The organism is Chryseobacterium angstadtii, assembly GCF_001045465.1.
GTDB lineage: Bacteria > Bacteroidota > Bacteroidia > Flavobacteriales > Weeksellaceae > Chryseobacterium > Chryseobacterium angstadtii.
On the sequence record NZ_LFND01000001.1, the window covers coordinates 131,183 to 156,714 of the forward strand.

The window sequence follows — 25,532 nt, forward strand, 5'->3', positions numbered from 1 at the left end:
AAGCTAAATATTGCTCAGCTTGTGCGTTTTCCTGTATTCAGCAAAAGCCACACCTAATTCAGACTCTATTATATTAATTTTAAAGTTTTTTCTGTATTTTTTTGCCAATGTCCGGGTATCATTGGCGTAGATAAGGAATTCATCAATCTGCTCCTCATCCATACCGTATTTTCTCAAAAACTGTAAATTGATTTCTTCTTTTATTCTTCTGAGAAAATCCTCTGTTTCTTTATAATTGGCTTTGGTAATTTTAAGTTCAGTTGCTTTTTTGAACAGCCCTTTTGCAGCATCCAGCACGCCTAAAAGACTTACCTGTCCGACTTTATAATCCGGGCTTGCAAAAGTTTTCGATATCGTATTATCCGGTAAAGCCTCATTCAGAGGGCTTTTCATATACTCATCCAATTCCGATCTTAAAGAAACCACTTTCCGGGATTCATTAAGATTTCTGTTGTCCCTTTCCAGATTGCCGGTGGGCTGAAAGGTAATTTTCACCTCCGGAATTTCTATTTCGTTTTTTTTAAGGCTGATTATTAATGGAGACCCAAAATCTTCCTTTCCTATTTTCTTATCGATCCGGTAATATCCTTCTTTCACAAACCGTAATTCGTCATTCTCTGCTGCTTCAATGATAAAATTTCCTGAAGTATCACTCAAAATACTTTGATGACTGGAAATATTGATGATCAAAACAGAACCCAATCCTTCTTTATCAGTACTTTTTACATTTCCGGTTACTTTCTGTTGGGAAAACAATTCAGCAGACATAAAAAGCGGCACCGTGTAAAAGCTTTGTTTAATATAAGTTCTCATCTGTATTTATCTTTGAGTCTGCGGAGCACGGTAGGAGGAAATTCTCATGAGAACAAATCTTTGAAATCTGTTCAGATCAGCATCGCTGCAGAAGCCGTATTTCAGGATACTTTTCCGTTCAAAACCTCCTGCAAGAACATAGGTGATAAAATGGTCGATCTGAGGTTTCTCAATTTTAAGATCGGTAAAATATTCATCTCCAAGTGCTGAATGCAGGTATTTCATTAAGTCGATATCATCCCATTTATTTTTCACTTTGCCTATAAAGAATCCCTGACCTTTGGGCTGTACAAACTCTCCCGGTTTTGCGGCAAGAATACGCGGATCTGATTTTTGAGCAATGTATTTATCAATATCCTTTATTAATTTTTCCACCTTTTTAGGACGGTTCAGATTTTTTGCATCAATTTTCAGATTTCCGGTAATACCCTGCTTCACTTCTACTTCAGGAATGAGTATTGTGGCTCTGGCCAAAGTAATATTGACTGGAGACGCTATATTTTCGCTGGAAATCTTTCTTCCTAAACGTTCATAGCCTGCTTTTACAAAGCGAAGTTCATCCCCGGCTCTTCCGGAAATCATAAAATGTCCGTCCCTGTTGGTCACAACCATTTCATATGTTCTGATATTGATTACGGTTACATCCTGAATCTCGGCATTATCTTCGGAAATCACTTTTCCGAAAATATAGCTTTGGGCATAGGAATTAATACAAAAAAAGAGGGTTAAAAGAAAGTATAGTTTAAATTTCACAGACAGTTTTTTATGAAGCAAATCTAAAGTTATTTTCAAATTAATTCACAAGTTTAACCACAGTTAACGTGTTTTAGCATTTCTTTTTGATTTTTGCGGAATAAACTGTTAAATCAGCACTTTGATTTGTTAAAATTTCACTTAAAAATTAGCTAACTTGCAGTCTCAATTCTAAATTCAGCAATGCAAAATTCTTACACAGTGATCAATGCTTCAGCAGGATCGGGCAAAACATATGCTCTGGTCCAGAGGCTTTTGATGATCTGTCTCCGCTATCCCAATCAACAGCAATCGATCAGGAATATTCTCGCGCTTACTTTCACGAATAAGGCAGCCAACGAGATGAAGGAAAGGATTTTATCATGGCTGGGAAATTTTTCTTCGGATCAGTTTGCTGAAAACGGAGATTTAAAAAACATCCAGAAAGCCTTTGAAGCGCAGGGCTTAAAAATTACGATTGATGAACTTCATGTCCGTTCCAAAAAAATGCTGGATTATGTTCTCCACAATTATTCCACATTAAATATCGGAACCATTGACCGTTTTAATTCAAGACTGGTAAGAAGTTTTTCCTATGAATTGGGTTTAGCGAAAAATTTTAATCTTGAAATCGAGGCTGAACCGTTTCTTATTGAAGCTGTAGACAAAATGCTTGATCAAATCGGGGAAAATGAAAATATCTCCAATTCTTTCATGGATTATGTGGATTACAGCCTTGAAAACAACGAAAGAATCAACCTTAACAAAAACCTTTATGATTCTGCAAAGGAGTTTGTAAAGGATATTCATTACGAGCATCTGAAGAGCAATAAAAGCTTTGACGATACCAATTATGAAAATATAAAAAACACACTCCGAAAAGAAATCGTTCAGAATAAAAAACAATCTGCAGAGCTGGCTGCACAATCTATTGAACTGTTCCGGTCCAGAAATATTGAGATTGAAGATTTCGCCCAAGGGAAAAACGGAATCGGAGGATTTTTCACCAAAGTTCAGGATTTTTACACCCAGAAAAGGGCAGGTTTTCCATTTCCGACCACACAGGAAGAGTCGGTGATTAATAATTACAGGAAAGGGGCTTCTTCGAAATCCAAAAGTAAGGAAGCTGAGATCTTTGAAATCCTGGACCAGCTTCTTGACAACAGAATGCAGCTGATTCTCCGGTATATTGAGACTCAAAAGAAAGAGAAGATTCTGTCAGCCCTTCTTCCGTTAAAAGTAAATAAAGATATTCAGGATGAATTAAAAAAGATTGAGGAAGAGAATGATCTTGTTCTCCTTTCAAAATTCAATATCCTGATTAATGAAAATCTTAAAAACGAGCCGTCTGCCTTTATTTATGAGAAAGTAGGTTCCCAGTTCCAGCATTATTTTTTTGATGAATTTCAGGATACTTCGGAGCTGCAGTGGCAGAATTTTGTTCCGTTGAGAGATCACAGTGTTTCTACGGAAAATACTTCTTTTACACTTGTGGGCGATCCTAAGCAAAGTATTTACAGATTCCGTGGTGGCGAGAGTAAGCTAATGCTGGATATTATCAATAAAAAAGAATTTTCGCCCAAAGAAGCTGAACTTTTTGTATTAAAAGATAACTGGCGGAGCGCCAAAAATATTGTGCATTTCAACAATGAGCTGTACCGCTATCATTCGGAAGGACTGGAAGAGGAGCACCGGAATATTTTCGGGGAAGATGCGGAACAGAGCCCCCGTTCCCAGATTGAAGGACGTGTAAAAGTAAGCCTGATAGAGAATCTTACGAATGAAGATTTTTATAATGATACTGCTGAAAAAATGCGGAAGGATATTCAGGAAAGTCTAGATAACGGCTTTACGTTTTCTGACATTACGATCTTATGCCGCGGGAACTTTGATATTTTCAGCTATTCTCAAAAACTGGGAAATCTGAAGGTTAATTGCCGTGGAGAAGAAATCAATATCAAAACTATTTCGGATAAGGGACTTACCCTGGAACTTTCCAACACTTTAAGAGCTGTTATTGAATTTTTACGATGGGAAATGAATCCTAAGAACAAACCTAATCTGATCATGATGATGTACTACCTGAATACGCTGGGAAGAATTCACATGGCAGATTTTACGCTTGAGATGGATGAAATTCTGACGATAGAAACGCATGAGGATATTGTTCAGTTTATCCAGAAAAAGTATTCGCTGAAGCTGAAACAGGATAATTTCCCAAGATTTAATCTCTACAATTTTGTGGAGTACTACATCAATGAATTTGCTGTAGAAAACAAGGAAACGGATTTTCTTCTGAACTTTCTGGAAATGCTTTTCAATTTCACGCAGAATGCAGGAGCCAGTACGAAAGAATTTTTGAAATACTGGGACGAAGAAGCTTCGGGCTATACCATTCAGGCATCGGAAAATATTGATGCCGTACAAATTATGACGATTCATAAATCGAAGGGGCTGGAATTCCCTATTGTTTTTATTCCCATGATGAATAAGAACCGGGATAATGAATTTACCAACTGGTTTGATACGAATGAGAATGATGCCTTAAAATCGGTTAATATCAATCAGTTCAGTAAAAATCTTGAGGTTTATGATGAAGAAATTGAGGTCTTCAACAAGAAAAATTCCTATAAAAATCTTATCGACAGGCTGTGTCTTCAGTATGTAGCCACTACCCGACCTGTGGAACAGCTGTTTTTCTATATCCAGAAAGCCAATAAAACCTCCAATAATCTTGAATTACTGGAATTTTTCAACGGAAAAAATACGGAGGAAACGGATGAATTCGATCTGTATGAAGTGCGTCCTGAGATGCTGAAAAAACATTCCGTGGATAAAACGTCTCTGTTTACAACGAAAGATATTCAGAATCTTAAAAATATTAACGAAAACAGATCTTCCATAAAAATTGCCACGCCTTCCAAAAACTACCAGGTGCGTAATGAAAAGGTAAGGATCGGGCTTTTTGTGCATGAGCTACTGTCTAAAATCAATACTGAAAAGGATACGGCGAAGGTTTTGGAAAGTTATGTTCTGGATGGGCAAATCACCCGGGAAGAGAAGGAGGAGATTCAGGAGACTCTTCTTCAGATCATTAAAAAACATGCTGAATTCTTTGATGAGAAATGGGAAGTGATCAATGAAAAAGATATTATGATTTCCGAGAGAGGACAAAGCCGAATTTTCAGGCCGGACCGGATTCTGAAAGGTGAAGAAGGCTATATTATCGTTGATTTTAAAACCGGTGAACAAACGGAAAAAAACGAACGCCAAATCGAGAGGTATAAAAATATACTGGAAAGCCTGGGAAGAAAAGTCATCAAGACTCAGCTTATCTATCTGTAGGTTTAGGGTTTTCCACAAAGTTTTCCACAATCACTTGTTGGTAAGTTGAAAAATCACGCAATAAACAATTGATTATCATTAAAATAAATACCAATCACAAGGATTATTTTATCCACAATCTCTGGGGAATTCCTGAAGTATTCTGTGGATAAAGTAGTAAAGTTATCCACATTACTCCTAATCGTTTTTTGATAAAAATAAACAAGCCCCGCCGTTCTGCGAACGGCGGGGCTTGTCTTGACAATATAGTTTAGTTAAGCTGTTGGATCAGGAGTAAATACTCTCTGAGACAATTCCTGATCAAAAAGATATAATGCAGACGGATTGTCGCAAACCATCTTAATTTTAGTCACGTACTGTGAAGCGCTTGCTTCTTCTTCTACCTGCTCATTGATGAACCACTGAAGGAAAGATGTTGTAGCAAAATCTCCTTCGTCATTGGCATTTTTCACGATATTGAAGATACTTTTGGTTACTTTTTTCTCGTGCTCCAGTGCTTTTTCAAAAATATCGGTTGCATTTTCGAACTCGTGTGGAGGTTTTGCAATTTCTCCGATGATGATTTCTCCTCCTACATCATTTAAAAAATCAAACATTTTGTCTGCGTGCATCAATTCTTCTTTGCTCTGAACTCTGAAATAGTTCGCAATTCCGTCAAGATCTTTTCCTGAAAACCAGGCAGACATTGAAAGATAATATTGTGCGGCATATTGTTCGTGAGCTATCTGTTCGTTAATTAACGTTGCAATTTTTTCGCTGATCATAAGTATAAATTTATATTCAAAAATAAGCAATAAAAGCCCGATATCAAAAGTTTTAATGAAATTTAATACAAAAAGGACAGGAAAAAACCCGTCCTTCATACATTAAAAAATCAAAATTACGAACTGTTATTTTGCTTCAGGAGCCGCCGTGTTCATCGGCTTTTTCATCATTTTTCTATCCTTCATAGCTACCTTTCTCTGCTCCATTTTAGCTTTTCTGTCAGCCTGCCATTTATCATACTGATCAGGTGTAAGAATCTTCTTCATATCCGCATCCATTTGTGCTCTTTTGGCTTTCATATCTTCCATTTTGGCCTGTCTTGCATCTTTATTCTTTTCGAAATCGGCTTTCATTTCAGATTTTCTTTTTTCATGAAGGCTTTTGATCTGCGCTACCTGAGACTGATTCAAATTAAGGTCTTTCTGCATCTGATCTAAATGCTCCTGATGTTTCTGCTGCATTTTTTGCTGCATCTCGGCTCTTCTTGCCTGTTTGTCCTGAGGAGTAGTGGTTTGTTGTGCCATTGCAAAACTTCCTATTCCCATAAATGCTATTGCTAAAACTAATTTTTTCATCTTAAAAAATATTTAATTAATTGTTATACATATCTTTGATTATTAGTTAAAACAGAAGTTAAATAGAAATATTCATAAAAAATGTTAAATTTTAATATCAAAATAATAAAATAAGAAATAAAAAAAAGGACAGATCCTAAAACCTGTCCTTCACACCACTTAAATATAATATATGAAAATTATTGATTGCTTACCAACCGGTTTCTGAAACCTCCGTTGTTGCTGTTCTGAGAATTGGAATTTGAATTTTCAGATCTGGATCCGCCATTGCTTCCCCTGAATCCTCCGCTGTTATTTTCTCTTCGTGGAGCACTGTCTCTTCTCGCCTCACCGCCACCTCTGAATCCTCTGTTATTTCCAAAGCCTTCTCTCGTACCGCTGTTGTTTTCAGAGCGTCCTCTGAACCCGCTGTTATTTCTTTCTCTGTTGTTTTCACTACGGAATCCACCAGATGAATTATCAGATCTTACTGCATTGGAAGACTGGTTTCGGAAACCACCGGAATTGCTTCCGTCTCTTACAGGTCCTCTGAATCCGTTATTCGGTCTGTCGCTGGTTCTGATCACATTGAAAGTCGGGTTATCCGCTCTATTGAATCTTGCTCTGTCTACCCTGTACACATTGATATTTACATTTCTGTATCTAGGCATTACGGCATATCTCGGTGCATAATAGGTTCTTCTGTAGTTTTGGAAGTACACAATCGGGCTTGATCCGTGATAATAATTGTTCTGAAAAGTCACAAACACTCTTGGTCCTAAGATTCTTTCCAATGCATAGAATCTGTCATAATACCATCTGTCCGGATTGTATCTGTAGAAATTATTCCATGTGGAAAAACTAACGTATAAATTATTCAGTCTCAGAATCTCATCTATCTGCCAGCGGTTTAATCTGTTCTGTCTGAAGAATACATTCCAGTTGACATTGGTAACACTGTTTCTGTAGTCATTATAATATCCCTGATAATAATCTCCGGGATAATAATCCTGAGGATAGTTGTAATAATAGTCATCCGGAAAATAATTCCTGTCGTCATCGTCACTATAATAGCCGTTTCCGTTCTGGTTGTACCCATCATCTCCCCAGCCATTATTCGGGTACTGCTGGGCGGAAGACAAAACTGCCAGTCCCAAAGCAAATCCCAAAAGTATTTTTTTCATCTCTATAGTCGTTAATTGGTTAATATATAGCAGAATATCTCTATTCTATCTTTTGGATACAAATAAAAAAAAGAAGTTAAATCCTAAGATTAAACTTCTTTTAAATTATCATTAACTAATTGATAATCAAATGTTAAATTTATATCCTACCGCTATCTTTTACCCAAGATGCAATCTTTTCACTGAAGGTTTTCTTTTCTTTAAGCTCCTCAAGACTTATATGCATTCTGTAGCGCCAGTAGTGAGGGAAGACTGCCGGATTATTAATTCTTTCATCATCCATATCCGGATTGGTAAGCTCCGGATCGGTTGCCATAAATTCCTGGATAGGGAAAATAGCCAGCATCGCATCATTGTAAAGGTGCTGTTTCATAATAATTTCCGCCAGATGAGCCTCCAGTTCTTCAGGTGCTTTTCCGTACTGGATCAGCTGCTGATTAAAATATTTCTGCGTCAAAGCCCGGTCTTCCTTCCACCACTGTCTCAGCGTAGAGCTGTCATGAGAAGAAGCGGTCACTACATTCATATAATCTGCATTTTTAGGATTATAGAACGGAATATTATCTGAAGGCATACGCTGCACTTTGAGAGCGACAATAGCCAGCTCGTTCATCACAACCGGTACACATGCAGGAACCATCCCGAGATCTTCACCACAAATCAGCATTTTGGTGGCATTTAAAATCACAGGAAGCTTTTCCATAGCCTTTTCATACCAAAGATGATCCTGTCTTCTGAAGAAATAATCATGGTAGAGATCGTAGATGGCTTTTTTCTCCCATTCGGAAAGGTAGGCGTAGGAATCCGTATTATACACATTGAATCTCGGGTGATAAACCGCCTCGCCGTTTCTTTCTTCTGTCAGGAATAAAACATTGGCACACAATGAAATCAATTTTTCTTCAATCGGGCCCTGAGGATTCTTTTTGAAAAAATCCGCCAGCTTTCTCTGGGTATCAAACTCATCTTTGAAAGCATAAGTTCCGTCCTGATGATCATTAATAAAGTCGAATGCATTACCGATGTTCTCCCCAAGATACTTTCTTAAAATATGCTCATTAATAAACGGTTTGCAGTAACGATTAAAATCAAAAGGGATATGTTTGGCTTTAAATTCTTCTAAAACAACTGGAACTGCCGGATAGAAATAACCTAAAATCCCCTGTGTTGCAGAGATCGGCATTCTCCATATTCTGAAAAAGCCGAGAATATGATCTATTCTCATCGCGTCAAAATACTGTTCCAAAGCTTTAAACCTGTTTTTCCACCAGCGGTAATCATCCGCTTTCATGGCTTCCCAGTTGTAAGTTGGAAATTCCCAGTTCTGTCCCAGTTCGGTAAACTGATCCGGCGGTGCTCCAGCCTGGAAATTCATGCCGAAAAGTTCCGGTTCTGTCCAGGCTTCTACCGAATGTCTGTAAATACCAATCGGAAGATCTCCTTTCAGAGAAACGCCTAAGCTGTGGGTATAATCTACTGCGTCTTTAAGCTGTAAATGAAGCTGATACTGCACCCAAGCATGAAGCATAGAGGCATCATAATCTTTGCTTTTTGTGCTAAAAAACTGCAGAACTTTTCCGGCGATGTATTTTTTATGAGTTTTCCACTCATTGAAGTTCGGGGTTTTGTATTTATCTCTCAGAACGCAAAACGCGGCATAAGGAGTCAGCCAATGATCATTATCCTTTATAAATTTTTTGAAGCTGCGGTCTTTGTAAATTTTTTCTTTCTCAGCATTGAAAACCGCTTTTAAAAACTTCCATTTACCCGCAATCATCTTTTCATAATCAACCAGATAAAGAGCATTAAGCGCTTCTTTTTCAGACTGATATTCAGAAACTAAATCATTCGGTAAAGCAAAATCGAGATTTTCAAGGGAAATATATTGCGGATGTAATGCATACACAGAAACTGCTGCATAAGGATAAGAATCCGTCCACGAATAATTGGCGGTGGTATCATTGATGGGAAGAATCTGAATAATTCCCAGATTGGTTTCTTTGGTCCAGTCGGCCAGCTTTTTCAAATCTGAAAACTCTCCTACCCCGAACCCACTTTCACTTCTCAAAGAAAATACAGGCACCGCAACACCTGCATCGTGGTACATCTGGTATGACCTGAATTTAAAATAATGATTGGAAACAATCTGGAGTACATCGGTAAGCGGATTGGCAGGAGTAAATCTGTTTTCTCCTGTCTCTACGTCTATCACCCGTTCTTCTTTCTGATCGTAAATGCAATATTTGAATTGTATAAATTCATTTTCCGGAATTTCTACGGAAGCTTCCCATATTCCAAAATCCGTCTGCGAAAGGTGAACGACTTTTTCATAACTCCAGTTTCCCAAAGAAGCTGTACTTCCAAACAATACAATTCTCCAGTCCGGATTATAAACCGGAGCTTCTATCCTGAATAAATGGGTATGTTTCTTCAGAACCGTTGCTTTCTCCGGAACGAACTGATTAAGCTTATTGTAAAGAATTTTATTGTTTAAATAATTTTCCGGGAAGTTTTTACTGTTCCATTCATCGAAAATAATAAACTCTTTGTAGTTATGGGGAAAGTTAAGATGATGCAGGACAAATTCTTCTCTCAGAATATTGCCTTTTTCGTCTGCAAGCTGATATTTATATGAAATTGATTTCGAGAAATAATCCACCTCACATTTCCAGATTCCATTTTCTGCATAAAAAAGAGTATGAGTCTGGGAAGCAACGCCTTTATCATCCACAATCACTAGCTGCAGATTCTGTCCGGCTCTGGCAATATATCCCACATTAAAGTAGAGCTTCATCTATATTTTTTTATAAAAGTACATTTTAATATCGAAAAATAAAACTTATTGAAGATCAAATAATCATTAAAAAACCTTTCCAAAATAAGTTGAAAAGGTTTTAAATTTTCTATAAAGTTAAATGAAATCCATACTGGCGCTATAAGCCATTTTATTCTGTAACCAGAATTTTTTTGCTCAGTATTATTTTACCGGATTCATTAGCAATACTTACGATATAAGCGCCGTTTATCAGACCTTTGAGATCGATCTGCTGATTTAGAGATCCATCTTTAACTGATAAATTCTGTTTCATCACATTCTTTCCGGAAATATCCAAAACAGTCAGGTTAAGCAGTCCTTTTACGGATTTATCATTTACACTCACGTTAATGAAATGTTCATCTACTCTTGTCGGATAAATATCAACGTTCGCCAATGTATTTATTGATGCTGCGCGGTCGTTGGCAAAATATTTACTCGCGAGATCATAAATATGAACTTTTTCTCCGGGAAGCTGCTTTGCCTTTAAAGTCTGAAGATCCACTTCATATAAATAATCTCCTTTTGCACTGGCAATTACTACTTTTCCTGCAGCATTCACAGCAGATCCGTTGACAGAATAATTTTCGGGAATACCTGAAATTTTACCTGCAAATTTCGCTTTCAGATCTTTTCTATTGATCTTAAATACATTACCGGATGCGGAAAAAACGTAAAAATTATTGTCTGCATCAGCAATCATATCTCCTCCAAAACCCGTTTCCATAGCTGTAAATGAATTTTTCCCGTTGGAAGCATCATCTTTAACGATTCCAAGATCGCTCACGGTATACTGCCCTCCTTTTTGGCTGATCTGCAACAGCTGCGTTCCGGCATTGTTGAGGGTATAAATATTTCCGTCGTATCCTGCTGCCATCCTTGTAATATGCGAATTGATATCACAGGACGTTACTCTTGCCACCGTATTTTCTACCAAAGTGATTTCTTTTGTCTTTGCATTTAAAATATAAATGTTGGACGAAAACATAGGCATATACACCAAGTTGTTGTTGGTCTGGTCATAGGCCAAAGCTGCCATGGTAATAGCTTGTGAATGGCCGTAAGAGTTTTTATCTTCAGATACGGCGCCTCTCCTTGCCTGGGAAAATACTTTTGCAGAAGTATCGGCGGAGAAGATTTTTTCTCCGGAGGAGCCATTGGAAGCATCCATCGCCCGGAAATCACTGAAAACAATGCTGGAAGTATCTTTTCCGGCAATTGCAAAAAAATCCTGTTGTGCATGGGCATTCGCACCTAACACTAACAGGAAAATAGGGAATAAAAGTTTTTTCATACTCTGTAGAATTTAGATTCGTAATCATTTTTGTATGACTAAGTTACATAATTTACAAATTGAACCCTTAAAAAAATAACAGTATTTACATAATATTTACAATCAATTAATGCAAAAACTAATATTATGACAATTTCACGATCCCTAAATTCCTTACTTTTTCTATACAAAGTTTTTGATTGAGAAAAAAATGTCAGAACTCTTCAGTCTGCAAAAAATCATTACACCCGAATGTTCACAACAAAAAATTCCCGCTGATTGCATGAATGGCAAAGGATTTCCATAAGATTTCCAGAGCATCCACTTTATCAGCGGGAACTGTATTATTTATTTTTTAAGGTTAATTCAGAACGTAAGTCGTTCCGTCTCTTCCGTCTTTTAATTCGATACCTTCTGCAAGCAGCTTGTCTCTGATCTGATCGGACAGGTCAAAGTTTTTGGATTTTCTTGCCTGATTTCTAAGTTCTATTAAAACTTTCAGCGTCTGATCCAGTTTCTCGTTATTGTTTTCTTCAATATTCTGAAGCCCCAATACATCAAATACAAAAGCATTCAATGTTGATTTCAGGTCTTCAAGATCTTCAGACGAGATAGTTTCCTTACCATCATTCAAAGCGAAAATATATTTTACCGCTTCAAATAAATGGGCAATCAGAACCGGGGAATTAAAATCATCCGTTAAGGCATCATATGCTTTATTCTTCCATTCCTGAAGATTAAATCCTGACTGTTTCCCGTTATCCGGAGTAACAGAATTCAATACTTTAAGAGCTTCCATCAGCCTGACAAATCCTTTTTCACTGGCAATCATAGCGTCATTGGAAATATCCAGGACACTTCTGTAATGTGCCTGCAGGAAGCAAAAACGTACGATAGACGGGTGAAAAGGTTTTTCAAAGAAATCGTTTTCTCCGGTCACCAGCTGCATAGGAAGTATATAATTTCCTGTGGATTTACTCATACGCTGGGAATTCATCGTCAGCATATTAGCGTGCATCCAGTAATTTACCGGAGCAGTATCATTGCAGGCTTTTCCTTGTGCAATTTCACATTCGTGGTGTGGAAACTTAAGATCCATTCCTCCACCGTGGATATCAAATTTTTCACCTAAATATTTCGTGCTCATGGCAGTACATTCAAGGTGCCAACCCGGGAAACCTTCGCCCCACGGGGAGTTCCATCTCATGATGTGCGCCGGAGAGGCTTTTTTCCACAATGCAAAATCCTGAGGATTTTTCTTTTCCCCCTGACCGTCAAGATCACGGGTATTAGCAAAAAGCTCTTCAATATTACGTTTTGAAAGTTCTCCATAGTTCAGTCCTCTTCTGTTGTATTCCAATACATCAAAGTATACGGAACCATTGCTTTCGTAGGCAAAACCTCTTTCAATAAGTTTTTGTGTAAGCTCTATCTGTTCTACAATATGACCTGTGGCCGTAGGTTCAATATTAGGAGGAAGCAGGTTGAACATATCCAGAACTTTGTGGAAATCCACCGTATATTTCTGTACGATCTCCATAGGTTCCAGTTTTTCAAGACGGGTTTGTTTTACGAATCTGTCGTTATCCACATTTCCGTCATCCGTAAGGTGTCCCGCATCGGTAATGTTTCTTACGTATCTTACTTTGTATCCTAAATGTACCAGAGTACGGTAGATAAAGTCGAAAGAAAGAAAAGTTCTTACGTTTCCTAAATGCACATTGCTGTACACGGTAGGTCCGCAGACGTACATCCCGACATTTCCTTCTAAAATAGGTTTAAATATTTCTTTTTCTGCTGTAAGCGAGTTATATAATTTTAATTGCATTTTTTTAAATTAAAAGATTCAATGATTAAGAGATTTAAAATTTAGTTAAAATAACAGCATCCACAACAAATAATTGTTGTGAGAAAGATTTTGTTCGAAACTTTTTTAAATATAACCATATTATAAACTTAATAGTAATATTCTCTCATCCAAGGTATTCCTTATTAATCATTTTCTTATACTTATAAGGAAATAGTTTTCATCAAATTTACTGAAAAAAATCTTCTCAATGCCCTACCAAAAGTACTATAGACAATCAATACTGGAGTTTTATTTTCAACAGATTGTTTTTGATTAACAACAATATTATCATTTCCATTTTAATCAGTATGAAATAATTTCATATCCTACTATGCTTTCGCTTTTTACAATATATCCATCATTATCATAAGTCAATTGATAAGGAATGGTTTCAAACAGAGTTTCTCCCCCATAAAATTTACTGCTGATAATATTATTTTTACTTATAAATCCCAAAGAATTCATATATCTTTCGTAAGCCAGCAATCTAATACCAACTGGGTAATCCGCAAGAATATTTTTCTTATTATCATATGTAAATTCATATTTTGCATCAGCTATTTTTACTTTTATCATATTGCCGTTTTGATACGTAAATTCTTTTTGCAGAGAATATGACGGTCCAAGCCCTTTTCTAAATTCCTGAATGGGTTGTCCCTCATTATTTAAAATATATTTAGTTTTACTCCAACCGTGTTCTATAACAATCTCCTCATCATTGTAATGAAAAAAAGTCGAGTCATAAGCATTTTCCGGAAACGCAATTGAATATTTCATGGCCTTTGCAACCCTGTCATACTGGTCATAGGTAAAAATTGTTTTAATTTTACTTTCTACAATCTCAATAAGCCTTTTTTTATCATCATATAACCATTTTTCATCTTTTTGGGGGAAAGACGAAACATATCTGGTAATTCTTTTTTGGGATTTACTCGTATTATTATCGTTATCGTTGTCATCACTACTACATCCGAAAAATAGCATAAAACATGTAAAAGCCAGGAAGTATTTAAAAAAATTCTTCATAATTTGTTTTTGATTAACATCAATTAAAATTATTTTAGTGATGTTAGTAAGATTTATACTTTTCTAAAATTATTAAATTGCTTTTAAATGATACTGCAGATGATCTATATAATCCTGGATAATATATTCCAGCGTGAAGGTCTGAGGAACCGTTTTTGTGGTATCACAGGTTCTGCTCAGGGCTTCGTCCGGTATATTTTCTACAGTATGAACGATCTGAAAATTCAGGGATTTCCAAAGGGTAATCACTTCCGAAACCGGAATATTCTGATAATTCTGGGCTTTCACCCAAAAATCCTGATCATAAACAATATTATCGTTTTCTTTGTACTGCGTTACCACAAACCTTCTGATATTGGTAAGGGCGCTGTCGCAAAGATGGCCAAGAATTTCTTTTCTGGACCATTTTTCCGGAGAAATCTTATGCGACCATTCTTCTTCAGAGATCTTTTCAAATCTCTGCAGTTCAGTATCCACAATATTTTTTAGAATCCGGTAATTCATTTATTTATTAATAATCAAGTTTGGCGTGGCTTCCCACATAGTGAAGGAATTCCTGTCTGGTGATAGGATTGGTTCTGAAAATACCGCTCAATTCTGCTGTGATGGTAGAACTTGCCGTATCTTTTATTCCTCTGCAGTTGACACACAAATGTTTTGCATCAATGATACACGCTACATCTTTGGTTCCAAGCGCTTCTTTCAAAGCATCTACTATCTGCATCGTCAGTCTTTCCTGAACCTGCGGTCTTTTCGCATAATAATCTACAATCCTGTTGATCTTGGAAAGCCCAATCACTTCGCCATTTGAAATATAGGCTACATGCGCTCTTCCTATGATCGGCAGGAAATGATGTTCACAGAAAGAATATACGGTAATATCTTTTTCCACCAACATCTGACGGTATTTGTATTTATTGGAAAAGGTAGAGATTCCCGGCTTATTTTCCGGAAGAAGTCCACCAAAAATTTCGTTTACATACATTTTGGCAACACGTCTTGGGGAATCTTTCAAAGAATCATCCGTCATATCCATCCCCAGAGTTTCCATAATTTCACCGAAAAGTTCGGTAATTTTTTCTATTTTTTCCTGTGGCGATTTATCAAATGCATCTTTCCTTATAGGCGTATGTTCTTTTCCAGTGAAAATATCATCGTCGTTATCAGTAAAATCAACCATTTTTATTTAATTTGCAACAAAAATACGGATAAAATCTGTTCATCTATTTCAATTTGAACGAAAAACATTATCCATTCTCAACTTAGCCTATGATTATTGTCGAAAAAGTGCAGAACGAAAACCAGCAACAGGAATTTTTAGAATTTCCCGCCAGGCTTTATCAGCACGACAAAAACTATATACGACCTTTGGATAAAACCATCCGGGAAATCTTTGATCCCGAAAAAAATAAATTCTTTCAATGCGGCGAATGTGTCCGTTTTCTGTTTAAAAACAAGCATCAGGAAACAGTAGGAAAAGTGGCTGTTTTCATTCTCTGTGATTATCCGCAGAAGCAGCCTACGGGCGGAATCGGTTTTTTTGACTGTATCGATGATCAGGAAACGGCCAATTTTATTTTTGACCATTGCAAAGCATGGCTTCAGGAAAGAGGGATGGAAGCTATGGACGGCCCCATTAATTTCGGGGAACGGGATAAATTCTGGGGACTTCTCACAGAAGGTTTCTCCGAACCTTTATACGGAATGAATTACAATTCTCCCTACTATAAAGATCTGTTTGAGAATTATGGTTTCCAGGTTTATTTTGAACAGCTTTGTTTTTCGAGGCCTATTTTTGCAGAAGTATCGCGGGTTTTTACAGTAATGCATGCCAAACACAGCCGGAATCCTTCTATCTCGGCAAAACCCATGAAGAAGAACAATCTGGCAAAATTTGCCAAAGATTTTACGGAGATCTACAACCAGGCCTGGGCGGCTCATGGCGAAGGCAAGCAGCTTGAAGAAGCTAAAGTGCTTAAAATGTTCCATACCATGAAACCTATCATCAATGAGCATATTTCGTGGTTTGTCTATGAGAATGAAAAGCCTATTGCGATGTGGATGAATCTTCCTGATGTGAATCAATGGTTCAGATTTCTTCATGGCCGGTTCGGGATTGTGGAAAAACTGAAATTCCTGTGGATAAAAAGATTCAGGAAGAATGAAAAAATGGTGGGCATTGTGTTCGGGGTTATTCCTGAATGGCAGAAAAAGGGAATCGACGGCTATATGATCTGGGAAGGAACTCAGCATTTAAGAAAGCATACGGATTTTAAGACTACGGAACTACAATGGATCGGAGATTTTAATCCCAAAATGATTAAAATAGCGGAGAGTCTTGATACTACTGTGACCAGGAAGCTGGCTACTTACCGTTATTTATTTGACCGTACTCAGGATTTTGAAAGGCATCCTATATTGGCTTAAATAATTGATTTTGAAAATATTTTTATTTATCGCAAAGGTAGACAAAGTTTTTTTTCCTTTTTAAACGTTTTTAAGATAAACAAGGCCACTTCGTTTAGGAAAGTAATACAAGTTAGATACCTTAAAATTATAGAAGGAATAGGGTTAATAATTGATTCTGAAATGATCTTTATTTATCGCAAGGGCAGACAAAGTTTTTTTTCTTTTTGAACGTTTTTAAGATAAACAAGGTCACTTCGTTTAGGAAAGTAATACAAGTTAGATACCTTAAAATTATAGAAGGAATAGGGTTAATAATTGATTCTGAAATGATCTTTATTTATCGCAAGGGCAGACAAATTTTTTTTTCTTTTTGAACGTTTTTAAAGGTAAACAAGGCCACTTCGTTTAGGAAAGTAATACAAAGTAAAAGATTACGTTGATACGTATGTGTCTTTCTTTAAATAAAAAAGGCTTTGCCGTTATGACAAAGCCTTACTTTCAAATTTACTTCTTCATTTAGAATAATTCCCCCGCAACTTTCTTTATATTATCACTTTTACCCATTGAATAAAAGTGCAAAACAGGCACCCCAAAATCCAGCAGTTCTCTGCATTGATTGATGGACCATTCTATTCCGATTTGTTTTACAGCCTCATTGTTTTTGGCATTTTCCACTTCTGTGATCAGCTCTTCAGGAAGATCAATTTTAAATACCTGAGGCAGGATTTTTAAATGTTTTTTAGTGGCAATAGGTTTAATTCCCGGGATAATAGGAACTGTAATTCCCATTTCTCTGGCTTTTGTAACGAATTCGATGTATTTCTTGTTATCAAAAAACATTTGGGTCACAATATAGTCTGCTCCGGCATCCACTTTTTGCTTCAGCCATTTCAGGTCGTAGTTCATGGAAGGTGCTTCCATATGTTTTTCGGGATATCCGGCAACACCAATGCAGAATTTATTGAGATCTTCGCCCACTGTATCTTCATTATGGAGATATTTCCCTCTTCCCAAATCATTGATCTGGTGAACGAGATCCATTGCACTGGCATGTCCTCCCTGTGTAGGTTCGAAATACTGGTGTCCTTTCATGGCATCGCCTCTCAAAGCCATTATATTTTCAATTCCCAGATACATACAGTCTACGAGAAGATATTCTGTTTCTTCTTTGGTGAAACCTCCGCAAAGCAGGTGCGGAACCGTATCTACATTGTATTTATGCTGAATCGCAGCACAGATTCCTAAGGTTCCCGGGCGCATTCTTGTGATGCGGCGCTCCATCAGCCCATTGCCTTTATCAAGGTAAATATATTCTTCTCTGGATGTGGTAACATCAATAAAAGGTGGCTTAAACTCCATAAGAGGATCTATATTGGTATACAGATCTTCAATTCCTATTCCTTTCTGGGGCGGGACGACTTCAAGGGAAAACAGGGTCTTTCCATTTGCGTTTTTAATGTGTTCAGTGATCTTCATTTTATAGTTTAGTTACTTATTTTATCTTTAGTAATATTCGATGATGTATTGAGCTTTATTATCCAAATTCCCGTTGGTCATCGCTATATATTCTATTAAATTGTCTTTGTGATCATATTTAAAATCATACACAGTTTTCATCTTTTCAAAATAAAAAGCAATTGGAAAATAACTGGAATAAGAATCTTTATCACCAGTAACCGTGATTGATTTTACTTTATTATTTTCTCCGTAGTGTATTTCTGCTATACTTTTTTTGCCATCTCTTACCTCAACCACTTTCGTTGCTCTGCGAAGATTATCATAAGTATATTGTATAGTTCCTTCTTTTTTTGTTGTACCCGGGCCAACATCCAGAATATAATTTTCCTGAATCAGATTGTTTTTATCATCATATTTAAAATAATGACTACTGGTTATCTCTCCGAAAGAATGTTTATTCTCAATGGAAATGCAGTTATTATTTTGGTCATACCGGTACACAATATTTTCAAATTCGCGGGTCTGACCGGGCTTTCTATTGGCACTCAAATGGGTACTTATATATTGAGTCAACAGATTTTTTTCGTAGAAAACATCATATTTCTGCTGAATCTTATTGTTAAGAAAGCTTTCTGTTTTAACTACTCTTCCATCTGAATAATATATCTTCATTACCGTTATTTCAGGACTCTCTGAATATTGTTCCCTGATCTCTACCAACCGTCCGCCAGGGTCAAACTGCTGCCATTTGGTAGAAATTTCTCTGTCATTCTGATACGATTTACCGGTTAACAGATCTTTATCTTTCGAAGCTTTAAATCTGGCTCCACTTTTAAATGTGATCTCCGCTTCATTTCCATCTTCCAGATATTGAGTGGTTTGCTCGAGCTCTCCTTTTCTCAGGTAGGAAATCTTTTTTATTTTATTTTTTAAAACCCAGTCTTTATCTGAATCTCCATTGTAGGGAAACAGATACCTAAACCTAACATTCACCAAAGGGATGCTGATATAATTGACAGAGCCTATAAAGTCTTTATCTCTATATTCCTGGGCATATGTTTGAATAAAGGCAAAAACCGTCAGACAAAAAAGAATATGTTTTCTCATTCTCTTAATCTGCTAAATTGGGTGAGAGCCATTTTCTTGCTTCCTGGAGCGTACAACCTCTTCTTTCTGTATAATTCTTGAGCTGATCTTCAGTAATTTTTCCGAGGCCGAAATATTTAGCATGCGGACTTCCGAAATAATATCCGGAAACCGAAGCAGTAGGAAACATGGCAAGGCTTTCGGTAAGGAAAACGCCTGTATTTTCTTCTACTTTTAAAAGGTCCCAGATGGTTTTCTTTTCCAAATGATCCGGGCAGGCAGGATATCCGGGAGCCGGACGGACTCCTTTGTATTTTTCTGCAATCAGCTCTTCATTGCTAAGGTTTTCCTGATTGGCATAGCCCCAATATTCTGTTCTTACTTTTTTATGTAAAAATTCGGCATAGGCTTCTGCAAATCTGTCTGCGAGCGCTTTTACCATGATGGCATTATAATCATCATTGGCTTTTTCATATTCATCAGAAAGTTCGTCTGTTCCGAAACCTGTTGTTACGCAGAAAGCGCCTACATAGTCTGTTTTTCCGGAATCCTGAGGGGCTATGAAATCGCTCAGTGCCAGATAATCTTTTCCTTTTGAGCGCTGAGCCTGCTGTCTTAATGTAAGGAATCTGGCCTGCTCTTTATTATGCTCATCGAAAATGACAATATCATCCGTTTCATTGGAATTGGCTTTGAAAATTCCGAAGATGGCTTTTGCCTGCAGTAATTTTTCATCAAGAATTCTTTTTAAAATCACCTGAGCATCTTTGAACAATTCTTTAGCCTGAGCTCCTACAACCTCATCTTCCAGAATATTCGGGTATTTGCCATGCAAATCCCAGCTTCTGAAAAACGGGGACCAGTCTATATACGGAAGGAGCTCATTCAGATCCTGATTTTCTATTACGGTAACTCCTACATTATTCGGAGTAAAGATCTCTTCGTTTTCCCAATTTATCTTAAAGCGGTTTTCTCTTGCTTCTTCAATGGAAACATAGTCTTTATCAACCTGTCTGTTCAGGAATTTTTCACGGAAATCCGAATATTCGTCTTTCAGATCTGTAACATATTCTTTATTCCGGTCTCCCAGCAGAGAACTTACCACATTCACCGCTCTTGAAGCATCGTTGACATGAACGACTGCATTTTTATATTTTAAATCAATTTTTACTGCTGTATGGGCTTTTGATGTGGTAGCACCCCCAATCAATAGTGGAAAATTGAGGTTCTGTCTTTCTAATTCTGAAGCGATGTACACCATTTCATCAAGACTCGGCGTAATCAAGCCGCTTAATCCGATGACATCTACTTTTTCTTCAATAGCGGTCTGGATGATTTTTTCCGCCGGAACCATCACTCCAAGATCTACAATTTCATAGTTATTACATCCCAATACAACGCTCACGATATTTTTTCCGATATCATGTACATCACCTTTTACAGTAGCCATCAGTATTTTTCCGTTGGCAGGTTTAGCTCCGTCTTTTTCTGCTTCAATGAAAGGCTGCAGATAAGCAACGGCTTTTTTCATTACTCTGGCAGATTTTACCACCTGCGGAAGGAACATTTTTCCACTTCCGAACAGATCTCCTACCACGCCCATTCCGGTCATAAGATTAATTTCAATGACATGGAGCGGTCTTTCAGCCTGCTGTCTTGCCTCTTCAACATCTTCTTCAATAAAACGGTCAATTCCTTTCACCAAAGCATGGGTAATTCTTTCCTGCAAAGGTTTCGTACGCCACTCCAGATCTTCAACTATTTCTTTCTTGACGGATTTATGCTTTTCGGAATAATCCAGAAGTCTTTCTGTGGCATCGTCTCTTTTATCGAGAATAACGTCTTCTACAAGTTCCAGAAGTTCTTTGTTGATTTCGTCATATACTTCCAGTAACGAAGGGTTTACAATTCCCATATTCATCCCGGCCTGGATAGCATGATAAAGGAATACCGAGTGCATGGCTTCTCTTACGGTATCATTTCCACGGAATGAAAAGGAAACGTTGCTCACGCCTCCGCTCACCGATGCATACGGAAGATTTTGTCTTACCCATCTTGTGGCTTCTATAAATTCAACAGCATTTTTGCGGTGTTCTTCCATTCCCGTTGCTACAGGGAAGATGTTAAGATCGAAAATAATGTCTTCAGCCGGAAAACCAATCTGATCAACCAAGATATCATAGGAGCGTTTTGAAATTTCAATTCTTCTATCAAAATTATCAGCCTGCCCTGTTTCGTCAAATGCCATGACAATTACGGCGGCACCATATCTTTTAACCGCTTTTGCCTGCTTAATGAATTCTTCCTCGCCTCCTTTTAAGCTGATTGAATTGACTACGCATTTCCCCTGTGCTACCTGAAGTCCGGCTTCCAGAATCTCCCATTTAGAAGAGTCTATCATAATCGGAATTCTTGCAATATCCGGCTCTGAGGCTATTAAGTTCAGGAATTTAATCATTGAAGCTTTTCCATCAATCAATCCATCATCAAAATTGACATCAAGAATCTGTGCACCACCTTCTACCTGATGGCGGGCAATATCAAGTGCTTCCGAGAATTTCTCTTCCTTGATGAGTCTTAAAAATTTCTTGGAACCGGCAACATTGGTCCTTTCACCAACATTGATGAAATTACTCTCCGGCGTTATGATAAGAGGCTCAAGGCCTGATAATCTTAAATATTTCATTAATTTTTATTCTTCTAAAATATAATAGGCGTTGTTTGCATTCTGTTTCAGCAGATCTACATGCTTGCCCAGTGCGGTAAAAATTGGAAATCTTTTATAGGCAAGATCATGTTCTTTTGCAAATTCTTTGATTTCTTCGGTGATTTCATTATAATACATATAGCTGTAATTCGGAAAGAGATGATGGGCGACATGGAAATTAAAGTTTCCCAAAACATTTCTTACCAGCCAGTTGTTTTCCTGTAAATCGTTGGTCACCTCAAACTGATGACGGAGCCAACTGAACGGAAGACCGTTCTTCGTATCCAATTTCGGAAAGGCATTATCAGGAAGCGGATGCAGAGGCAGCAGCACGAAAAGTGCAAAAATACTCGCTGCAATAACCTGAAGAATCCATGCTCCCAAAGCCAGTCCGATAGATACTTTAAAGAACAAAACAGGAACCGCTATCTGATAAAAGAAATAGAACAGCTTATAGCTTACCATTTTTACTTTTTCAATGACAGGAATAGAACCCTGTGTCTTTAAAATCACTCTTTCTTTATCAAAAAAATCTCTGAAATCTCTGATAAACATCCAATTAAAGAGGTAAAGCGGATACACGAGAAAGAAAAATCTATGCTGAAATTTCTGAACTCCTTTTGCTTTCACCCACGGAACAATTAAAAGCAATCCGCTCTGCTCGATATCCGTATCCCATCCATCCACATTCGGATAGGCATGATGGCTTGCGATATGTCTTTTTTTCCAGATGTAGGAATTAGCTCCTACAAAATCAAAAATGTGCAGCACAAGCTCATTGAGTTTTTTACTTTTATAAATATTGTTGTGAGCCGCTTCATGAATAAGGTTTAAATAAATCAAGACTAAAGAAATTCCCATTAAAACAAAACTTCCCATATAGATCCAGGAGTTATCCGCATTGAATATGGCCAGGAGATACAACGCAAAATAGATCAAAGGCAGAATAACCGCTTTGATCTGAATATAAATATCCCTGTTTCCGGGAATGGCTTCTATACGCTGATTCACCTTCTTTCTTAGTTCATTAAACAGTTTTGTATCCTCTGAGTCTTTTAAGTAACTTGGCTTTTCCATGGTGTTAAATTTTTGTGGCTCACTTAAAGATAACACTTATAATCAAGTACTTAATTCATGTTTTAATTAAAAAAATCTATTAAATCATACAAATTTCTTCAATTCTCTTGGCGAATATTCTGCAACCAGGTCTGCAATGGCTTTGATATGATCCGGTGTTGTTCCACAGCATCCGCCAATAATATTAATCAGTCCCTTTTCAACATATTCTTTAATCTGCCTCGCCATGTCTTCCGGAGTTTCATCATATTTCCCGAAAGCATTGGGAAGTCCCGCATTCGGATAGGCTGAAACATAGAACTCTGAATTGTGCGCCAATGTTTCCAGATAAGGAGTCAGCTGATCTGCACCTAATGCACAGTTGAATCCTACGCTCAGTAAATTCAGGTGTGAAACCGAGATCAGAAAAGCTTCCGCCGTCTGCCCGCTCAATGTTCTTCCCGAGGCATCCGTAATAGTTCCGGAAACCATGATAGGAATTACAATATTTCTTTCGTCCTGAATCTCATCAATAGCAAATAATGCCGCTTTTGCATTCAGCGTATCGAAAATGGTTTCCACAAGAAGAATATCTGAACCGCCATCCAGCAAAGCTTCACACTGTTGTTTGTAGGCTACTCTCAATTCTTCAAAAGTAATCGCTCTGTATCCCGGATCATTTACATCGGGGCTTAAACTTGCCGTTCTGTTGGTAGGCCCTATAGATCCTGCTACAAATCTTGGTTTTTCCGGGTTTTGAGCTGTAAACTGATCACAAACTTTTCTGGCAATTTTTGCAGATTCATAGTTGAGTTCGTACACAAGGTCTTCCATATGATAATCTGCCATTGCAATGGTAGTTCCTGAGAATGTATTGGTCTCAAGGATGTCTGCTCCGGCTTCCAGATACTTTCTGTGCACCTCTTCAATAGCCTGTGGCTGAGTAATAGAAAGGAGGTCGTTATTTCCTTTTACCGGATGCTCCCAATCTTTGAAACGCTCACCACGGTAGTCTTCTTCTTCAAATTTGTAGCGTTGCAGCATGGTTCCCATAGCGCCATCGAGAATTAAAATTCTCTCTGATAATGCTTTGTATAATTGTTCTGAATTGTTCATATGTTTTGTTGTTTAATGACAGGATTTGATCCTATCCTTTGCTAAATCATCCTCTTAAGACTCTTTGATTTATTTCAAACAAATAATTGATATGGATTTAAATTAATCCAATGCCTGCTTTAAATCTGCAATAATATCATCTACATACTCAAGACCTACAGAACATCTCACAAGTCCTGCAGTGATGCCTACTTCATTTCTTTCTTCATCGGTGAGCTTTGAGTGGGTAGTAGATGCCGGATGTGTTACGATGGTTCTGGTATCTCCTAAGTTGGCAGAAAGAGAACACATTTTTATTTTGTCGAGAAATCTTCTGCCTCCGTCAATTCCGCCTTTGATTTCAAACGCAACGATATTTCCGCCCAGCTTCATTTGCTTTTTTGCAATTTCATAACTTGGATGAGAGGGTAAGAATGGATATTTTACCAGTTCTACATTGGGATGGCTTTCTAAGAATTCAGCTACTTTCAATGCATTCTCACAATGTTTATCTACACGAATGGCAAGTGTTTCCAAACTTTTGGATAATACCCATGCATTGAAAGGGGACATGGCAGGTCCCGTATTTCTTGCGAAAAGATAAATTTCTCTGATCAGATCGGCTTTTCCTACTGCTACTCCTCCTAATACTCTTCCCTGTCCATCAATCAATTTTGTAGCTGAATGAACTACAACATCTGCTCCGTATTTTATAGGCTGCTGCAGGTATGGAGTGGCAAAACAGTTATCCACAATAAAGATGAGGTTATGTTTTTTAGCAATCTGGCCGAAAAACTCAAGATCAAGAATTTCAATAGCCGGATTGGTAGGCGTTTCCAGATATAAGATTTTGGTATTGGGTTTAATATACTGTTCTACATTTGCTGCATCTTCTGCCTTGAAATAGGTAGTTTCAATATTCCATTTTGGAAAATACTTGGTAAACAGGGTATGCGTGGATCCAAAAACAGACTGGCAGCTTACAATATGATCTCCCGCATCCAATAAGGTTGCAAATGTGGAATAAATAGCGGCCATCCCAGTTGCAAATGCATATCCGGCTTCTGCGCCTTCCATTTTGACAATCTTATCTGTAAATTCAGTAACATTCGGGTTTGAGAAACGGCTGTACAGGTTTTTAGATTTTTCTTCTGCAAAACTGGCTCTCATATCTTCTGCATCCTGAAAAATAAAACTGGATGTAAGGTATAATGGTGTGGAATGCTCATCAAACTGAGTTCTTTCTGTTTGGGTTCTTATTGCTGAGGTTTCGAAATTTTCCATATAGTTTAATTATCAATGTATGAATGAATCAGTATAACAATGTACCAATGATTGCCAGACCGATACATTGTTATATTGTTA

At 37.4% G+C, this 25,532-nt stretch carries 19 protein-coding genes; 2 read left to right on the plus strand and 17 right to left on the minus strand.

Features of this window, described 5'->3' with window-relative positions:
* Positions 1-3: 3 nt before the first annotated feature.
* Both ACM46_RS00565 and ACM46_RS00570 read right to left on the minus strand, forming a co-directional pair.
* A complete protein-coding gene (locus tag ACM46_RS00565) occupies positions 4-813 on the minus strand; it encodes a hypothetical protein (RefSeq protein ID WP_048504696.1) in 810 nt (269 codons plus the stop codon).
* Positions 814-819: 6 nt separating this feature from the next.
* A complete protein-coding gene (locus tag ACM46_RS00570) occupies positions 820-1,566 on the minus strand; it encodes a carboxypeptidase-like regulatory domain-containing protein (RefSeq protein WP_048505538.1) in 747 nt (248 codons plus the stop codon).
* A gap of 168 nt (positions 1,567-1,734) precedes the next feature.
* On the opposite strand from ACM46_RS00570, the gene ACM46_RS00575 reads away from it, so the two are divergent.
* Positions 1,735-4,890 (plus strand): UvrD-helicase domain-containing protein, encoded by a 3,156-nt coding sequence (locus ACM46_RS00575; protein ID WP_338151987.1) that lies wholly within the window; start codon positions 1,735-1,737, stop codon positions 4,888-4,890.
* Between the two features lie 254 nt (positions 4,891-5,144).
* Here the strand turns inward: ACM46_RS00575 and ACM46_RS00580 are convergent, their stop codons facing one another.
* The 9 genes from ACM46_RS00580 to folE form a co-directional block, all read right to left on the minus strand.
* A complete protein-coding gene (locus ACM46_RS00580) occupies positions 5,145-5,654 on the minus strand; it encodes a ferritin (RefSeq protein ID WP_048505539.1) in 510 nt (169 codons plus the stop codon).
* A 126-nt stretch (positions 5,655-5,780) separates the two neighbouring features.
* Positions 5,781-6,230 (minus strand): hypothetical protein, encoded by a 450-nt coding sequence (locus ACM46_RS00585; protein ID WP_048504698.1) that lies wholly within the window; start codon positions 6,228-6,230, stop codon positions 5,781-5,783.
* Positions 6,231-6,409: 179 nt separating this feature from the next.
* Positions 6,410-7,393 (minus strand): hypothetical protein, encoded by a 984-nt coding sequence (locus tag ACM46_RS00590; protein ID WP_048504699.1) that lies wholly within the window; start codon positions 7,391-7,393, stop codon positions 6,410-6,412.
* 139 nt (positions 7,394-7,532) lie between these two features.
* The gene (locus ACM46_RS00595) at positions 7,533-10,187 is read right to left on the minus strand and encodes a 4-alpha-glucanotransferase (protein ID WP_048504700.1); all 2,655 of its coding nucleotides are present in this window, start codon (positions 10,185-10,187) and stop codon (positions 7,533-7,535) included.
* A 151-nt stretch (positions 10,188-10,338) separates the two neighbouring features.
* Complete coding sequence (locus ACM46_RS00600; RefSeq protein ID WP_048504701.1) at positions 10,339-11,502, minus strand: T9SS type A sorting domain-containing protein; 1,164 nt, start codon at positions 11,500-11,502, stop codon at positions 10,339-10,341.
* Between the two features lie 340 nt (positions 11,503-11,842).
* A complete protein-coding gene (gene cysS / locus ACM46_RS00605; RefSeq protein ID WP_048504702.1) occupies positions 11,843-13,309 on the minus strand; it encodes a cysteine--tRNA ligase in 1,467 nt (488 codons plus the stop codon).
* Between the two features lie 324 nt (positions 13,310-13,633).
* A complete protein-coding gene (locus ACM46_RS00610; RefSeq protein ID WP_048504703.1) occupies positions 13,634-14,356 on the minus strand; it encodes a hypothetical protein in 723 nt (240 codons plus the stop codon).
* 72 nt (positions 14,357-14,428) lie between these two features.
* On the minus strand, positions 14,429-14,860 hold the full coding sequence (locus tag ACM46_RS00615) for a DinB family protein (protein ID WP_048504704.1): 432 nt from the start codon (positions 14,858-14,860) through the stop codon (positions 14,429-14,431).
* Positions 14,861-14,867: 7 nt separating this feature from the next.
* On the minus strand, positions 14,868-15,536 hold the full coding sequence (gene folE, locus ACM46_RS00620; protein ID WP_047376638.1) for a GTP cyclohydrolase I FolE: 669 nt from the start codon (positions 15,534-15,536) through the stop codon (positions 14,868-14,870).
* 89 nt (positions 15,537-15,625) lie between these two features.
* Here folE and ACM46_RS00625 point away from each other — a divergent pair, with 89 nt between their 5' ends.
* On the plus strand, positions 15,626-16,783 hold the full coding sequence (locus ACM46_RS00625) for a hypothetical protein (RefSeq protein ID WP_048504705.1): 1,158 nt from the start codon (positions 15,626-15,628) through the stop codon (positions 16,781-16,783).
* Between the two features lie 498 nt (positions 16,784-17,281).
* Here the strand turns inward: ACM46_RS00625 and metF are convergent, their stop codons facing one another.
* From metF to ACM46_RS00655, 6 genes are all read right to left on the minus strand, one after another.
* On the minus strand, positions 17,282-18,241 hold the full coding sequence (gene metF / locus ACM46_RS00630; protein WP_048504706.1) for a methylenetetrahydrofolate reductase [NAD(P)H]: 960 nt from the start codon (positions 18,239-18,241) through the stop codon (positions 17,282-17,284).
* Positions 18,242-18,268: 27 nt separating this feature from the next.
* On the minus strand, positions 18,269-19,330 hold the full coding sequence (locus ACM46_RS00635; RefSeq protein ID WP_048504707.1) for a hypothetical protein: 1,062 nt from the start codon (positions 19,328-19,330) through the stop codon (positions 18,269-18,271).
* 4 nt (positions 19,331-19,334) lie between these two features.
* The gene (metH, locus tag ACM46_RS00640; protein ID WP_053082650.1) at positions 19,335-21,995 is read right to left on the minus strand and encodes a methionine synthase; all 2,661 of its coding nucleotides are present in this window, start codon (positions 21,993-21,995) and stop codon (positions 19,335-19,337) included.
* 6 nt (positions 21,996-22,001) lie between these two features.
* Positions 22,002-23,093 (minus strand): fatty acid desaturase family protein, encoded by a 1,092-nt coding sequence (locus tag ACM46_RS00645; protein ID WP_048504708.1) that lies wholly within the window; start codon positions 23,091-23,093, stop codon positions 22,002-22,004.
* Between the two features lie 84 nt (positions 23,094-23,177).
* Entirely contained in the window at positions 23,178-24,188 is a 1,011-nt protein-coding gene (locus tag ACM46_RS00650) for a homocysteine S-methyltransferase family protein (RefSeq protein WP_048504709.1), read from the minus strand.
* Between the two features lie 102 nt (positions 24,189-24,290).
* Positions 24,291-25,451, minus strand: coding sequence for an O-succinylhomoserine sulfhydrylase (locus ACM46_RS00655; RefSeq protein ID WP_048504710.1), 1,161 nt, complete (start codon positions 25,449-25,451; stop codon positions 24,291-24,293).
* Between the last annotated feature and the right edge of the window lie 81 nt (positions 25,452-25,532).